Below are 14,532 nucleotides of genomic sequence, written 5' to 3'. Positions count from 1 at the left end.
CGTACTCACTCGATACGGATCCCGGCTCCTCCCCAGGCCCACTCCCCGTGATCCTCAGCTGCGGAGGGTGCGCTGGCGGGCCTCGGCCGCATGGTCGCGAACGTACGGGTCGGCGTCTGCTGCCAGCTGGTCGAGCACGGCCGAGGTCGTGAGGTCTGCGGGCTCCAAGGCGGGAAAGCGGCCCAAGGCGATCGCGACCCAGGCACGGACACGGGGGTCGTCGTCGTTCGCGAGCAGGCAGATCTTCCGCAGGGTTCTGGGTTGCTGAAGGAAGCCGAGGGAGCTGAGGACGGAGATGCGTACGTGCGGGGAGGGATCGTCGAGCAGCTGCAACAGCAGGTCGACGGCCGCCGGCTCTGTCTTGTGACTGCTGAGCGTGCCCACGACCGCGCTGCGGATTTCTTCGTCCGAGTCCTGCGCGGCGTGGGCCAGCAGGTCGAGATCGGCGGGTTCGGGGACGAAGCCGAGCAGCCAGATCGCCGCCTTGCGAAGGTCCTCATCGGCCCCAACGGCGCACGGCAGGAGGATGTCGCGCGCGGCGGTCGGGTCCTCCTGCGCGAGTACATAGATCGTCGTCGAGAGAGAGTCCTGGTCGTCACCCAGATCGCGGGAGAAGGCCCGCAGCAGGGCCGCCAGGGACGTGCGGCCGGCGGTCTCGGCCAGAATCCGGGCGAGCACATGACGGGCGTACCAGTTGCCCGCTTCCACGGCGGCTGCGAGATGCCGTTCCAGGTAAGGAATCAGCTCCTGCCGCCGGGCGGCTACGAGCTCCTCTTCGATGTCTGCAAGGTCGTCGAGGTCGCAGTCCGGATCCGTGAGTCCGGCCGCCAGCTCATCAAGGCGCAGGGTGAGATCATCCGCTGCCCGTCGGTCTTCCAATCCGTCCTCCTCGTGTCGTTCAGACCGCACCGAGCCTGCCGCTGCAGGTCTCCCCGCTCCGGTGCAGGCTCACGGAACGGATTGTCCAACAGGCCTCTGACAACGGAGTTCGGTGCAGCCGGTCACACAACCGCCCTACTGCACCGGCCAGAACCCCGCCCACCGGTACAGCCTCTGCCTCTGGGGGCACTCCGCCCCGCTGTTCCAGGTGATCGGAGCACGGGCGTTGCCGGTGCAGGCCGTCTGGGAACCTTCGGCCACCCCTGGGAGCAGACGCTGACCGTCTGGGGGCCGCGGCTGCTCGACGCCGTCGAAGAGGAGTTCACCGCGCTGCTCGGAGAACCGATCAGGTGCCGGGACCGAGGGCGAACGCCCCGTGCCGTCGGCGGACCGACTTCACGGGGCGTAGCTCGGCGCGGCCGTCGTCCGGGTGGCCTGCGGCCACCAGCTACCGGCTGAGCGACCTCAGCGCCGCCGCGTCGTACGGCTTCAGCTCGTCGAAGCGGTTGCCGAGGACCTTCGCGGCCCAGTGCGGGTCCTGCAGCAGCGCCCGGCCGACGGCGACCATGTCGAACTCGTCGCGTTCCATGCGGTCCAGGAGGTTGTCGATGTCGCCGAGCGCCGCACCCTCGCCCACGAAGGCGCGGAGGAAGTCGCCGTCCAGGCCGACCGAGCCGACGGTGATGGTCGGCCGTCCGGTGAGCTTCTTGGTCCAGCCGGCCAGGTTCAGGTCCGAGCCGTCGAACTCCGGGATCCAGTAGCGCCGGGTGGAGGCGTGGAACGCGTCGACGCCGGCCGCCGCCAGCGGGGCCAGGATCGCCTCCAGCTCCTCCGGGGTCTGCGCGAGCCGGGCGTCGTAGGCCTCCTGCTTCCACTGCGAGTAGCGGAAGATCACCGGGAAGTCGGCCGCGACGCGCTCGCGGACCGCGGCCACGATCTCCGCGGCGAACTTCGTACGGGCCACCGCGTCGCCGCCGTAGGCGTCCGTACGGCGGTTGGTCCGCTCCCACAGGAACTGGTCGAGCAGGTAGCCGTGGGCGCCGTGCAGTTCGATGCCGTCGAAACCGATCCGCTCGGCCTCCGCGGCGGCGTCGGCGAACGCGCCGATGACGTCGTCGAGGTCGGCGCTGGTCATCGCCTTGCCCGTTCCCTCGGTGCCGTCGACGCGGATGCCGGAGGGGCCGACGGCGGGCGCGTCGACGTACGGTGCCTCGCCCTGCTTGCGCACCATGCCTATGTGCCACAGCTGGGGCACGATCGTGCCGCCGGCCTCGTGCACGGCCGCGGCCACCTTCGACCACCCCGCCAGCTGGTCCTCGCCGTGGAACCGCGGCACCCGGTCGCTCTGCCCCGCGGAGTCGTGGCCGACGTAGGTGCCCTCGGTGACGATCAGGCCCACGCCCGCTGCGGCCCGGCTGGCGTAGTACGCCTGCACGTCCTCGCCGGGCACGCCGCCGGGGGAGAACATCCGCGTCATCGGAGCCATCGCGATGCGATTGGGGACGGTCAGGCCGTTCAGCGTGACGGGCCGGGACAGGATCTCGGCCGCGCGGGAGGCGGTGGACGTGGTGACGGTCATGCGGGTCCTCCGGGTGGAAGCTGTGGCTCGTCGGAGTGACAACGAGAAGTGCATAGTACACACGCTATGTATCATGCATATTGCCGCGTCCGGCCGGACAGAGGTCCACCGGGCCGCGGGTCGGCGATAATGAAGCGTCGGAAGGAGCGGGAGGCGTGGTGCTGGAGAAACTGGAGCGGGAGCTGATGCTGCTCTCGCGGCACCAGGTGCTTGCCCGGCGCGAACGCGACCCCGACCGCCTGGAGCGGTCGGCGTATTTGCTGCTCAGTCGGATCGACACGCAAGGCCCCATGTCCATAGGACAGTTGGCGGAGGCCTTCGGGCTCGACACCTCGACCGTGAACCGTCAGACGGCCGCACTGCTGCGCTGCGGACTGGCCGAGCGCGTCGCGGACCCGGACGGCGGCATGGCCCGCAAGTTGCGCATCACCGTGGAAGGCGGGCGGCGGCTCGCCGGAGACCGTGAGGTCAACCAGTCCTGCCTGGCCCGCGTGGTCGCCCACTGGTCCCCGGAGGAGGTGCGGGAGCTGGAGGACGTCCTGGTCCGGCTCAACCGCAGCGCCGAGGCCCTCGAAGGGCGGTACTGGCCGCGCGCGGAGGAGACGGAGGGCGACGACAACCGCCCCGCATGCCACCCGCCGGCCCCGCAGGAACCCGCGACCCCGGCCCCGGCCTCCCCGACCCCGGCCCCGTAGGAACCGCCCGTGCTTCGCGCGGCCTGCAACCCCGGCGTGCTGCGGCGGACCCGGGGCGGTTCGCCGTCCCGGCACCCGCCCTCCCCGCACGCGCGACCGGCAGGCGAAGGACCCCGGCACCGCCGGGGCCCTGGTCCGTTCGAACAGAGGGGCCGCCCACGCCCGGGGCGATCAAGTGATCGGCTGCGAGGTTCCGTCGGGCAGCGCGCAGGTTTCCGAGGCGTACGGGCGTGCCGTGACCTGTCCGCCCGCGGCCGTGCATTCGTCTCTGGTGATGTTCGGAGACGAGGCCGCCACTGCGCTGACGGCGCCGAAGGCGCTCATGCCCGCAAGGGTTGCCGTGGCCAGGGCGAGGCCCAGGATTCTTCGCATTCGCATGACTTCCTCCTCCTCTCAGGCGCCTTCGTCGGCCTTCGGGAAAGAAGAAGCCCCGGGCGACGGCGCCCTCCTCCTCAGCATGGGCGCTGCGCGTAGGGCCCGCGAGGTGGGGTGGCACCGTGCCCGGGGGGTGACTGCCCGATCCCGGAGAGCGGCAGGAGGCCGCCGCACGCTCCGACGATCTCACCCGTGCCCCCGCCGGTACGCCCGTAGAGCGAGGCACGGACGACCTGGTTGTGTTCGGATCGCCCTCTCACCACCATGAACTGATCCGCGACATACGCCGGAGGGCGGAGTGAAGGGTACGACGTGGATCTGATCGACCTCTCGGACGGCGACAACAGCTTCCGTGTACGTGTACTGGGGCGTAGATCACCGGGTTTGCCGCATCTGCACGACCAGCTCGACGCGGAGGTGCTCGTCACGAGCAGCTTCATCGCCGGACGTTTGGCCATGACGCTGGTTCCGTCCGATCTGGAGGCCTGGTCGCGGGCATTGGACGCGCTCGCCGCCGGCCAGAACCTCTGCTGGAGGGACGACGACCACAGTCCGGAGATCAGGATCGAGCCCCACGACGAAGAGCACGAGTGTGTCGCCGTCCGCATCGAGGACCTGGGTCAGTCGTGCGTCTCCGTCGTCCTCCCGGTCGGCCTCGAGGAGGGATGGATCGACCGGCAGAGAAGCCTCCTCGACCGCGTGCGCAGGCAGTGGCCGAGCGAGGTTCTGGAGTCCTCGCCGGGCGTCTACGCGTGGCGGCGCTGAGCGCGCCGCGAAGAGGCGACGCCGGCGATCCGTGTGCATGCGGCTGCGAGTGTGGGGCAGGCGGGAGCGCAGGTAAGGAAGGGCGCCGAGAGGAACGACTCGCCGCCCACTCTCGACCGGAGGAGTTGTTTCCGCGTGACTGAGCATGTGTGGGGTTTCAAGTCGACCGCCGGCTACCTGGTCGGTACCGATATGACGGGTTTCGAGGTCGAGGCGACCGACGGGACCGTCGGCAAGGTCGACAGGCACTCCGACGAGGTCGGTGACGCCTATCTGGTGGTGGACACGGGTGTGTGGATCTTCGGCAAGGAGGTCCTGCTCCCGGCGAGTGTCGTGGTCCGGATCGACGCGGCCGGGCGCAAGATCTACGTCGACCGCACGAAGGGCCAGATCAAGGACGCCCCGGAGTTCCACCGCGAGCGCCACCTCGGTGACGCCACCTACCGCGAGAACCTTGGTGCGTACTACGGCATCGGCCTCCCGTTCGGCGGCCCCCTGGCCTGATCCGGAACGGTCGGAGGCAGGCCCGGGTCCGGGCCGGTATCCGCGAAGGGGGCCCGAACTCGACGAGTTCGGGCCCCCTTCCCCTGCCGGGCCAGGAGGAGCCCGGGCAGATGTCCCGGCCCTGAGCCGCTCGACGCACCGGGCGCCTACGGTCGGCCACCGGCGCGCCCGGCTCCGATGCGAAGCGGACGCGGCGCTGGGGAGTTGCGCTGCGGTCCGGGTGACGGCTGGACCGTCGAGGATCGAAGAGGCTGAGCAGTTGCAGGGGGTGGCGGGTGGCGTCGACGCCGAAACGGCGGACTACCGATTCGTGCGCGGCCCCTCCACGTACGCCGCCAGGTTGGCGAGCGACGAATCGATCCCGGCCTCGTGCACCGCCTGGTCGATACCGGGCGGCACATCCGTCGCGGTGACGGTCACATTCGTCCCGGCCGCGACGGCGGTCAGCTGCCAGGTCAGGGTCATGGTGCCCGCGTACGCCACGTCCTCGGACTCGAACACGGCCCGCTGCACGACGCGCTCCGGCGGCGTCAGAGCGGCGAAGCCCACGTCTACGACGTCCGTCGCGTCCGAGGTCTTGCCGGGAGCGCCGGCGGGGTCCAGGTAGGTCAAGACCATGCGGAAGCCGCCGCCGGGTCGAGGATCCCAATGCTCGATCCGCCCACGCATGCCGTCCGGCGGCAGCCAGGCCTCCAGGGACTCCCGGTCGAGGAGAGCCGCGTACACGGCAGCCGTTGGTGCCGCGATCACCCGGCCTGCGCGGTCTGTCCTACCCATGGGTCGATCCTAGGGCGCCTGGCCCCTGGTTTCGGTTCATCCGTTCTCACGGCCGAGGGCCCGCCGCAGGGTGATGCCGTAGCTCATGCGCAGCCGGCGCAGCTCCCATACCGACAGCGCGGTCACCGAGAGCGGCGGCGCCACCAGGAAGAGGACGCGGACGGCGAGCGGGGCATCCACGGGCGCGTCGTCGAAGAGCTGGACCACGAACAGGGACCAGACCAGCACGGGCGAGAGCAGCGGCGGGAGCACCTCATGGACGTCGGCGGCGCGGAAGGCGTGGTGGACACAGAGCACGGCGGAGGCGAGCGCGAACGGGAGCACGAAGAGTCCGGCGAACGACCCCAGCGGGCCGAGCATGCTCGCGTACGGCAGACCGAAGGACATCACCAGGATGGTGGCGAGGAGCGACCCGATGGCGGTCGCCGGACCGCGCAGCCGCGCCCGGTAGAACGCCGGCCCGGGCGGCCGGGCGGAGAACACGAACGTGGCGAGGCCGAGCGGGCCTATGACGAGCAGGAGTCCGGCGCTGACCAGGACTTCGGTGAACTTGTCGTCGACGACCCCGCCGGCCCCCTCGCGCAGCGGATACGCCAGCACCAGCCAACATCCGGCCAGCAGGCCGATGGCGGTACGGGCGATCTGGGCGAGCCGGATCGCGTCGTCGACGATCCGGTCGGGCCGGGCGGGACGGTGGATCCGCGCCGCGAGCACGAACGGCGCCCGCACCACCCGTACCCACCCGGGCCTGCGCTCTTCGGCCCCGGAAGCGGCCCCGGAAGCGGGCCCGGGTGCGGGTGGACGCCGATATGAACTCATGATGCTCTTCCCCCGATGCGATGATGATCATCGCATCGTAGGAGTCCTGTGATCCATTCCCCAACCCGGCGAGCAGCCGCGTCAGTTGCTCGCGTCCCCCCGTCCCGGATGACAGGCAGATCCTCACTTCACCGTCGGGATGGGCGTCGAGGTACACGGCATCCAGGACGGTCCCGATGGCCCGTGACCACGCAGCGCACCGGCTGGAGGAACGCCGGCCGGTCGTACGATGCGGTCGAATCCTCGCTCACCGGCGCACCCCGAGCGATGCCTTCAATCTCCTTACCCCGCAGGTGGTTTGACCGGAGGGGTGGACCGGCTGCCCGGCCGCCCTGCGATCATGTGCGCATGGATACGGGGGGATCTACTCATGGCCGCCGAGCACCGGGCGCCTCTCGGCGGCGTCGGGTCGGTTCCGCATTTCTCACGGCGGCCGCGGTACTGGCCGGGCTCGCCGCGCTGACCGTAGTGGTCGTGGTGCTGCCAGGGCTCGTGGTCGAGCGCGATCTCGGCGGAGCCAGGATCTCGGCCGCTGAACGGCTCGGAGCTGTGAACAACGTACGCACGACGCTCGTGCAGGCGGTCGGCGGGGCTGTCGTCCTCTTCGGCGCGTACGCCACCTGGCGGCAGTTGAGGGTCAACCAGGAGGGGCTGAACGCCACCCGGGAAGGACACCTCACCGACCGCTTCAGTCGGGCGGTCGACCAGCTCGGCAGCGAGAAGACGGACGTGCGGATCGGCGGCCTCTACGCACTGTGGAGGATCGCGGACCATTCGGCTCACGACCGGGAGGCGGTCATCTCGATCAAGGCCGCGTTTCTCCGGACCCACCTGCCATGGCCTCCGCAAGGGCAGGGGCAGGACTCCCCGGCGGCGGAAGCCTCCATCAACTCCGTGCCCCCGCTGGAGACCCGCGCCCCGGACGCGCAGGTGGCGCTCACCGGCCTCGGGGTCCTGTGCCGAGAGCGCCGGCCCGACTGGCTCAACGTCAGCTACACCGACCTGCGACGGGCCGACTGCGACGGACTGTGGCTGCACCACATCAACTTCGACGGCGCCTGTTTGGAAGCGGCGAGCATCTACCAGGTCAACCTGACCAAGGCATCGCTGATCGCGGCCAACATGCGGCACGTCGAGCTCGGGACGTCGATCCTCCACCAGAGCCGCTGCATCGAAGCCGACCTGCGCGGCGCCCGCATGGTCAGGGCCGACCTCCGCGAGGCCGACTTCTCCGGGGCCGATCTGCGGGAGGCGAATCTGCGCAAGGCTCGGGGCCACGGCACCACATTCACCGGCGCGGATCTGAGACTGGCCGACCTACGGGGAACCGACCTCACCGGGGCCGACCTGACACGGGCGAAGTTGGAGGGCGCACTGGCGAGCGACGTCACCGTCTGGCCGGCGGGATTCGACGCTCAGGCGGCCGGCGTCGTCATGGTCGACGACCCCGGTGCCGAGCCGAGCATCCTGCTGCAAGCCGCCGCGCTCGCGAGGAACGTCCCACCCCTGCAATCGGCCTGACGCGACCGGACAGGTCCGCGTGCGGGCCGGAGCGGGTGACCCCGGCCCGCACACGCGCCTCAGGCCACCGCGCCGGCGACCCCGGTACGGCCGTCCGGGACGCCGGCGATCGTCACGATGACCTGCTCGCTCAACGGGCCGATGACCGTGAACGAGCTGGCGGTCCGACTGGAGGTCGCACCGACCACGGTGAGCTGCTGGTCGGCGACCTGAGCCGAAAGGGCATCCTGGAACGGTGCGAGGGCGAGGCGGATCGACGTCGTCGGATCATCGGCATCGCGGCCGACCAGCAACCCGCGATCACCGCCTGGCTCGCCCCGGGTGCGGCCGCATGGCGCAAGGCGCCGGCCCCCTGACCCCGGATCAGCGGCAGCTGTTCGTGGATACGTTGCTCGCGTACGAAGCCGCGGTCGGCGGCGAGGAACACGGCTGAACCGAGCCCGCGAGCCAGGTGGAGCCGGACCGGACCCTGGTGACGACGCAGGGGCGGCCCGCTCCTCGGCCTCGGTCCTGCCCCCACGGAAACGGAACGCTCAACTGCCCACCGGGGTGCGGTACATCAGGCCATTCGTGTGGCGGATAGCATCGCGTGGTCCTACCCTCCACCCATGCCTGGAGACCTCCCCCCATGAACCACCCCCAAGGCTTTTCCCTCTCCCGCCGCGGACTCATACGCACCGGTGTCGGCGCCTCACTCGCCGTCCTCGGGCTCGGCGCCGGCGCCCAGGCCGCTTCGGCCGATGTGACCGCGACCAAGCGGTTCGACCTCTCAGAACCGTCGTACGACCTGTTCCGCTCCAAGGACACGCACGGTGCGCGGGTCCAGCAGAGTTTCGCCTTCGACTGGGAGAACAAGTTCCTCTTCGTGGCGACCAAGCGGAGCGGAAGTGAGGAGTCCGATGGCGACCTGTGCATCAACAAGATGGACTTCGACGGGAACTTCATCTCGTACATGCACCTCGACGGCTTCGGCCACGGCGTCGCCTTCGCCGCGCTGCCGAGCGGTTCCGGCACCGAGCTGTGGATCGAATGCGCCGCGAACACCAAGGGGTTCGGCACCGCGCTCGCGCCGATCACCTACAAGGCCAACACCACCCTGGGCTCGCCGGCCGCCGTGGCCGCGTACCAGCCGATCGCCGGAGCCACCGAGTACACCTGCTCCGTCGACCCCGTCCACCGGCGCATGATCGTGCGCTACCACACCAGCGGTGGCAAGCGCATCGCCGTCTACCCCCTCTCCGCCTTCGAGACGCGCAACTTCGGTACACCGCTCGTCGACTTCAAGCAGCCGACGATCTCCGGCACCGCGCAGGGCTACGCGCTCTACGGCTCGTACATGTACTACCTGACCGGCGACGCGTACCCGGGCGACGGCACCCCTACCGGTGACGGCAACACGTACGTCACCAGCGTCGACATCAACACGGGCACCGTGAAGCAGGGCCCCGTCCTCACCAAGGCCGGCTCCACCCTCCACCACCGCGAACCCGAAGGCCTGGCCGTCTACCGTACAGACGCGGGCGAGGCCCGCCTCTTCATCGGCTTCGCCACCGGCATGGAGGGCGACCGGCGCTCCAGCATCTTCTACAAGAACGCCCTGGTCTGACCCCGGTGGTCGGCCACCCGGCCGACACGGCGACCTGGCGATATTGCGTGGCGACCTCGCTCAGGATCGGCCAGGGTGCGGGGTGATGAGCTATTACGACGAAACGTCCAGCACCCTGGCCTACGCCTCCCACGACTGCCTCGAAGGCCTGCTGCAACGAGGCCGCGGCCTGGGCGCGATACGGGCGCGCCAGGATCCCCACGAAGCCGCCGCATACGTGTACGACGGGATCCGCCGGGACTGGAAGTGGGACTACCAGACCGACACCCGCTACCTCTACCAGGCACGGCTGATCAAGGACCTGGGGCTGTCGCCGACCCCGGTCGTCGAGCAACTGGCGGGGGACGAGGAGGAGTGGTCGCGGGCCGCCGACGTTTTGGAACTGCTCGCCCTCGCCGGTTCGCACGAAGCCATGGAGGGACTGCGCGCCTACGTACGACAGGGCCCGCACTGGGCCCGCGTACTGGAGTCGGTCGCGGACTGCTGGCCGGCCGCATGGTGGGAGGACCTGGGCGATGTCGCGCGAGCCCGGATCGGCGGGGAGGAGGAGGCTTTGTGGTCCTCCGAGCCGTGGAGCCGGTTCGGGATCGACGTACCGGGCCACCGGACTCCTCCGCGGCCCTCGCTGGACGGGCTCAGCGACGAGGAACTGCTCGTCCTGCTGGCCGCCGACGACGGAGCCCCAGACGAAGGTCGACGCACTGCGGGCGCTGACCGACCGGGAGCCGGCCGAGGAACTCATCCCGCTCGTGCCGTCACTCGGCACCGCGAACGACACTCGGCCCCTGCCGTTCCTCCTACGGGCGGTCCGTCGCCTGGGATCCCGCGCCGTGCCGGCAGCGCGCGTGTGGGCCTCGGACGAGCGGGAGTGGCTGGCCCGGATGGGGACGGACATCCTGGCCGAGCACCCTGGTCCCGAGGCGCTCCCGGGGCTCCTGGCCGAACTCACCGACCAGTGGGAGGCACGTGCCTGGTGCGGCCCGGACACGACAGCGAAGCAACTGGCCCGCTTCGGACCCGACGCCGCCGACGCCGCACCCGTCCTTCGGGCCTACTGGCTGCACACCCCGCACTCGTACGAACGGGCCGACTACCTGCGGGCGCTCACCGCGATCGACCCGACCGGCCTGGACGACGCGTACATCGAGTCGCTGTGGGACTGCGAGGAGAGGGCGAGGCTGCTCGGCATCGCCATGGCGCCGCAGCGACCGCAGACCACGGAGCGCATCGCCGTGCTCCGCGACGACCCGATGGAGACGACCGAGGTGCGGGCAGCCGCCGCAGCGCGACTGACCGCTACGGCCGGCCCCGACCTGCCTTGATCGGCCCGGCGCGCTATGCGCCCGGCGCCCGGTACCGGACTCCCTCGGCCTTCCGCAGGGCGTCCATGGTTTCGTCGACGGTGAGGAGGACCGTCGTCTCGAACGAAGCGAGCGCGCCGCCTCCACTGATCGCCAGGGCGACCGCGGCCATGGACACGTTGTCGGGGGCCTCCCACAGGTTGTAGCCGTCGTGCGTGCCGAAGGCGTACCAGAAGCCGTGCAGCTTGCCGCCGACGGACTCGATGTATGCCTGAGCGGCCTTCGCACGGTCCTCGGGACGGACGATCAGCCTCGCCCACGTCTCGGGCGTGTAGCTGAACCTCGACAGATAGAGCGGCATCGGGTCTCCCTTTCGTCCCTCCCAGGAATGCCCCGGCGGGACGCGACACGCGCCGACGCGGCCCACGTGTCCCCCGAACGACGTCCGATCCGCCTCCACCCGCACCCGCCCCCCTTGACCCGGAGGGGCGGCTACCCGGCTCGGTCGAGCGTGACCTCGATGTCGGTCGGAGTGGAGCGCCACATCGCGCTGAGGAGCGGGTCCTGGTCGATGAGGCGGCGTGTGGCCGCGAGCGCATCCGCTCTGGGCGCGCCGAGGGCGGCATGATCGAAGCCGGTGTCTCCGCCGATGTGCAGGTCCGCCCAATCGGGGTCCTCGGCGAAGCAGGCCTGGAACTCCACCTTCCAGTACTGGGGCTGCCAGTACGGATCCTCCCGGTCGCCGTCCTCGGTGACCGCCAGGAGTCGCCCGAAGGACAACGCGGGCCGGTTCCCGGTCCAGTCCCAGACGCCCCACTCGACGATGAAGCCGTCCCCGTCGTCCTCAGGCCCCTCGATGCCCTCGACCGGCACCTGCAAGAACTCCTCGAAGGCGGCCCACGCCGCCTCCATGGTGCAGGCACCGACGGCAACGCCGTGCCTCCCCAATATCTGCTCGAACGCCGCGGCGCTGGACCGCCAAGAGAGGGACATGCCGCCAGGCTAGCCGCACCGATCATCCCCTCCAGGCCCGGGAAGCGTCCTGGTGCCGCGTCGGACGACGTTCGCCCCGCAGTGCGCTGGAAGTTCTGCCGAAATGATCTCCGGCGCGACCGAAGGTGGTCCCTTCCCGGCCCCGGAGGGCTGCTTGGGCGGACGCGGAGTCAGCGTCTGGAGTTGGGCCCTTCTCCGCCTGCTCCGGGGGCTTCAGCAGCCCGCACCAGCCATCGCGATATGCGGTCTGACCTGGTCTTTCATCTGCATCCTCCCTATGGTCGATCTCGGTCGAAAGGGGGGCCGGATGGACCGGACCGTACGCACTGTCGAGGACGTTCTCGCGCTGATGGACGGGCTCTTCACCTCTGAATCCGAGGCCGGTCGCTTGGCGACCGGCGACGGCAAGGGCTTCTGGGACCGCTTCTACGCCGACCGGTCAAGGCCGGTCCCGTTCTTCGTGGCGAAGCCGGACGAAAACCTGGCCGCCTACCTCGACCAGGGTTTGATCGCTCCCGGTCGAGTCCTGGACCTGGGGTGCGGGCCGGGCCGCAATGCCCTCCACCTCGCATCGCACGGCTTCGAGGTGGACGCCGTCGACCTCTCTTCCGTTGCCGTCGCCTGGGGCGAGGACCGGGCTCACGAGGCTGGAGTCGACATCCGCTTCCTGTGCGGTGACGCCTTCACCCTCCCCGCCACCGAATTGAGCGGCCCGTACGATCTGGTCGTCGACTCAGGGTGCTTCCACCACCTACCGCCACACCGCCGCGTCAGCTACCTGGCTCTCCTCGACCGCGTTCTCGTACCTGGCGGCCATCTCGCACTCACCAGCTTCGCCGCCGGCGAGGCGGGAATGGGGTCGGAACTCAGCGACGCGGACTTCTACCGTGAACGTAGGTTGCAGGGCGGCCTCGCCTACACACCCGAATCGCTGCGCTGGATCTTCTCCGACCTCGAAGAGGTCGAACTGCGCCGCATGCGTGAAGAACCGCCCGAGTCGGCACTGTTCGGCGTGACGTTCCTGTGGACCGCGTTGTTCCGTCGGGGCGAGGCTGCGTCACGCGACGTTCACCCTGTTCACGACCTCGCGTAGGCACTCGTCCCGGGCATGCTTGTTCCGCCGGACGATGTACCGGCTGATCATGCTGCCCTAGTCCTGCGGTGTCACCACGGTGAAGAGCGCCCCGTCGGGATCCGCGAGCACGACCCACCGGCTCGCACTGGACGTCTGCACCGGGGACGCGGTCCTGCCGCCCAGCTTGGTCGCGGCCTCGATCACCGCCTCCAGGTCGGGCACACGGAAGTGGACGTGCCAGCGGGGCCGGACCTCAGGGTCCGGTGCCTGTTCGAGCGCGCCGCCGCTGATGCGGGCCACGGTGTCGTGCCCGTGGCGCAGGACGACGTGGGCGTGCTCGTACGAGACCGCGCAGCAGCCGGGGCGGGATCCGGCCCATTCGAGGACCTCTCCGTAGAAGATGGCCGCGGCGAACGCGTCCCTGGTCCGCAGTTCCAACCATGCGGGCGCGCTGCCCCGGCCCACCGACCAGTCGGGGACGACCTCGCCCTGCCAGAAGCCGAAGACGGCCCCGGCGGGGTCCGCCGCCAGGGCGATACGGCCGGTGCCGAAGGCCACGGGGCCGACCGCCATGGTGGCGCCGCGTTCGAGGATCCGGGCGGCGGTCACGTCGGCGTCCTCGACGGCGAAGTACGGCGTCCACAGCACCGGCGCGCCGGGACTCCCGGCCAGGGCGCCGATGCCCGCCACGGGGGCCCCGTCACGGAACGCGACCATGATGCCGCCCCCGAGGTGGGTGGGCCGGAAGTCCCAGCCGAGTACGCCGGCGTAGAACCGCTGTGTGGATTCGAGATCCCGGGCCAGCAGGCTGACCCAGCACGGCGCACCGAAGATCTCGTGGCTCGATGTCGACACAGCTGTCAGCCTCATCTGCCGTTGACGGGGGACGGGACCCTTCCACGGTAGACCGGGCGGCGGCGCTGGGCCGCGAGGCGCGGTTCGAACCGCTGCGGTGTTTGGTCGGCGACAGGGCGGGCAGCCGCCTCAACACGGACGGAGGGGCCCCGCGACGGGGGCCCGCGTGTCGCGGTGCGGTCCGTGACCGGTCGGTCGGGAACGCGACGGTCACCGCTACCGGGAGGAGTTGTTTCGCATGACCGAGCAAACCGAGCGTGTGTGGAGCTACCGGCCGGCATCGGGCCACCACCTGACCTGGGCCGACCTCACCGGATACCGGGTCGAGGCGACCGACGGGCACATCGGGAAGGTCGACAAGCACTCCTACGACGTGGGCGATGCCTACCTGGTCGTCGACACCGGTGTCTGGATCTTCGGCAAGGAGGTCCTCCTCCCGGGGAGCACCGTCTCCCGGATAGACCTCCAGGAGGAGAAGGTCTACGTCGACGCCACCAAGGACCGGATCAAGAACGCTCCCGAGTTCCACCAGGACAAGCACCTGCGCGACCCCGCCTACCGGGCGGAACTCGGTGACTACTACAGCGCCGGCGGGATGCCGGGCGGCGACGGCCCGGTCGGCAGCCACCGCGCCTGAGAGCCCTGCCCCTGGGCCGTCCGCGGCCGCGGCCGTGGTCGTGACGCGTGACGCCCGACGGCACTTCACGCTCCGAAAACCAGCCGCAGAAAAATAGTGGGCGGGAACCGATTAACTCGGATTTCCAGGGTAGACGCCAGATAAGACGCCC

Annotated in this window: 17 protein-coding genes; 8 read left to right on the top strand and 9 right to left on the bottom strand. The window is 70.3% G+C overall.

The annotated features are described in order from the left end of the window. Nucleotides 1-54: 54 nt before the first annotated feature. Entirely contained in the window at nt 55-879 is an 825-nt protein-coding gene (locus OG624_RS01820; protein ID WP_371638936.1) for a HEAT repeat domain-containing protein, read from the bottom strand. 448 nt (nt 880-1,327) lie between these two features. Further along, nucleotides 1,328-2,458 carry an NADH:flavin oxidoreductase gene (locus tag OG624_RS01815; RefSeq protein ID WP_371638934.1) on the bottom strand — a complete coding sequence of 377 codons (1,131 nt, stop codon included), beginning with the start codon at nt 2,456-2,458 and terminating at the stop codon, nt 1,328-1,330. 155 nt (nt 2,459-2,613) lie between these two features. On the opposite strand from OG624_RS01815, the gene OG624_RS01810 reads away from it, so the two are divergent. Continuing rightward, nucleotides 2,614-3,153 (top strand): MarR family winged helix-turn-helix transcriptional regulator, encoded by a 540-nt coding sequence (locus tag OG624_RS01810; RefSeq protein ID WP_371638933.1) that lies wholly within the window; start codon nt 2,614-2,616, stop codon nt 3,151-3,153. A gap of 171 nt (nt 3,154-3,324) precedes the next feature. On the opposite strand, the gene OG624_RS01805 is transcribed toward OG624_RS01810, so the two are convergent. Further along, on the bottom strand, nt 3,325-3,531 hold the full coding sequence (locus tag OG624_RS01805) for a hypothetical protein (RefSeq protein ID WP_078909545.1): 207 nt from the start codon (nt 3,529-3,531) through the stop codon (nt 3,325-3,327). Between the two features lie 309 nt (nt 3,532-3,840). On the opposite strand from OG624_RS01805, the gene OG624_RS01800 reads away from it, so the two are divergent. Further along, on the top strand, nt 3,841-4,293 hold the full coding sequence (locus OG624_RS01800) for a DUF5959 family protein (protein ID WP_371638932.1): 453 nt from the start codon (nt 3,841-3,843) through the stop codon (nt 4,291-4,293). A gap of 135 nt (nt 4,294-4,428) precedes the next feature. Beyond that, nucleotides 4,429-4,797: a PRC-barrel domain-containing protein gene (locus tag OG624_RS01795; protein ID WP_033224240.1), complete on the top strand. Its 369-nt coding sequence runs from the start codon at nt 4,429-4,431 to the stop codon at nt 4,795-4,797. Between the two features lie 300 nt (nt 4,798-5,097). On the opposite strand, the gene OG624_RS01790 is transcribed toward OG624_RS01795, so the two are convergent. Then, nucleotides 5,098-5,574 (bottom strand): SRPBCC domain-containing protein, encoded by a 477-nt coding sequence (locus OG624_RS01790; protein ID WP_033224241.1) that lies wholly within the window; start codon nt 5,572-5,574, stop codon nt 5,098-5,100. Nucleotides 5,575-5,610: 36 nt separating this feature from the next. Continuing rightward, entirely contained in the window at nt 5,611-6,393 is a 783-nt protein-coding gene (locus tag OG624_RS01785; RefSeq protein ID WP_158711916.1) for a hypothetical protein, read from the bottom strand. 474 nt (nt 6,394-6,867) lie between these two features. Here OG624_RS01785 and OG624_RS01780 point away from each other — a divergent pair, with 474 nt between their 5' ends. After that, nucleotides 6,868-7,914, top strand: coding sequence for a pentapeptide repeat-containing protein (locus OG624_RS01780; protein WP_244290931.1), 1,047 nt, complete (start codon nt 6,868-6,870; stop codon nt 7,912-7,914). A 59-nt stretch (nt 7,915-7,973) separates the two neighbouring features. On the opposite strand, the gene OG624_RS01775 is transcribed toward OG624_RS01780, so the two are convergent. Beyond that, nucleotides 7,974-8,207 carry a hypothetical protein gene (locus tag OG624_RS01775; RefSeq protein WP_371587045.1) on the bottom strand — a complete coding sequence of 78 codons (234 nt, stop codon included), beginning with the start codon at nt 8,205-8,207 and terminating at the stop codon, nt 7,974-7,976. Between the two features lie 335 nt (nt 8,208-8,542). Between OG624_RS01775 and OG624_RS01770 the strand changes: the two genes are divergently transcribed. Next, a complete protein-coding gene (locus OG624_RS01770) occupies nt 8,543-9,520 on the top strand; it encodes a phage baseplate protein (protein ID WP_371638931.1) in 978 nt (325 codons plus the stop codon). An 830-nt stretch (nt 9,521-10,350) separates the two neighbouring features. Next, the gene (locus OG624_RS01765) at nt 10,351-10,842 is read left to right on the top strand and encodes a hypothetical protein (RefSeq protein WP_371638930.1); all 492 of its coding nucleotides are present in this window, start codon (nt 10,351-10,353) and stop codon (nt 10,840-10,842) included. A gap of 13 nt (nt 10,843-10,855) precedes the next feature. Here OG624_RS01765 and OG624_RS01760 read toward each other — a convergent pair whose 3' ends face one another. Together OG624_RS01760 and OG624_RS01755 are read right to left on the bottom strand one after the other, a co-directional pair. Further along, nucleotides 10,856-11,182 (bottom strand): GYD domain-containing protein, encoded by a 327-nt coding sequence (locus OG624_RS01760; protein ID WP_033224245.1) that lies wholly within the window; start codon nt 11,180-11,182, stop codon nt 10,856-10,858. Nucleotides 11,183-11,313: 131 nt separating this feature from the next. After that, a complete protein-coding gene (locus OG624_RS01755) occupies nt 11,314-11,814 on the bottom strand; it encodes a hypothetical protein (RefSeq protein ID WP_033224246.1) in 501 nt (166 codons plus the stop codon). A gap of 307 nt (nt 11,815-12,121) precedes the next feature. Between OG624_RS01755 and OG624_RS01750 the strand changes: the two genes are divergently transcribed. Then, on the top strand, nt 12,122-12,907 hold the full coding sequence (locus OG624_RS01750; RefSeq protein WP_033224334.1) for a class I SAM-dependent methyltransferase: 786 nt from the start codon (nt 12,122-12,124) through the stop codon (nt 12,905-12,907). A gap of 57 nt (nt 12,908-12,964) precedes the next feature. On the opposite strand, the gene OG624_RS01745 is transcribed toward OG624_RS01750, so the two are convergent. Next, complete coding sequence (locus OG624_RS01745) at nt 12,965-13,693, bottom strand: VOC family protein (protein ID WP_033224335.1); 729 nt, start codon at nt 13,691-13,693, stop codon at nt 12,965-12,967. A 289-nt stretch (nt 13,694-13,982) separates the two neighbouring features. On the opposite strand from OG624_RS01745, the gene OG624_RS01740 reads away from it, so the two are divergent. Next, entirely contained in the window at nt 13,983-14,381 is a 399-nt protein-coding gene (locus OG624_RS01740; RefSeq protein WP_371638929.1) for a PRC-barrel domain-containing protein, read from the top strand. Nucleotides 14,382-14,532 lie beyond the last annotated feature (151 nt).

Origin of the sequence: Streptomyces virginiae, from assembly GCF_041432505.1 — a bacterium.
In the GTDB taxonomy this organism is placed as follows: domain Bacteria; phylum Actinomycetota; class Actinomycetes; order Streptomycetales; family Streptomycetaceae; genus Streptomyces; species Streptomyces virginiae_A.
This window is presented reverse-complemented; position numbering and strand designations above follow the sequence as displayed.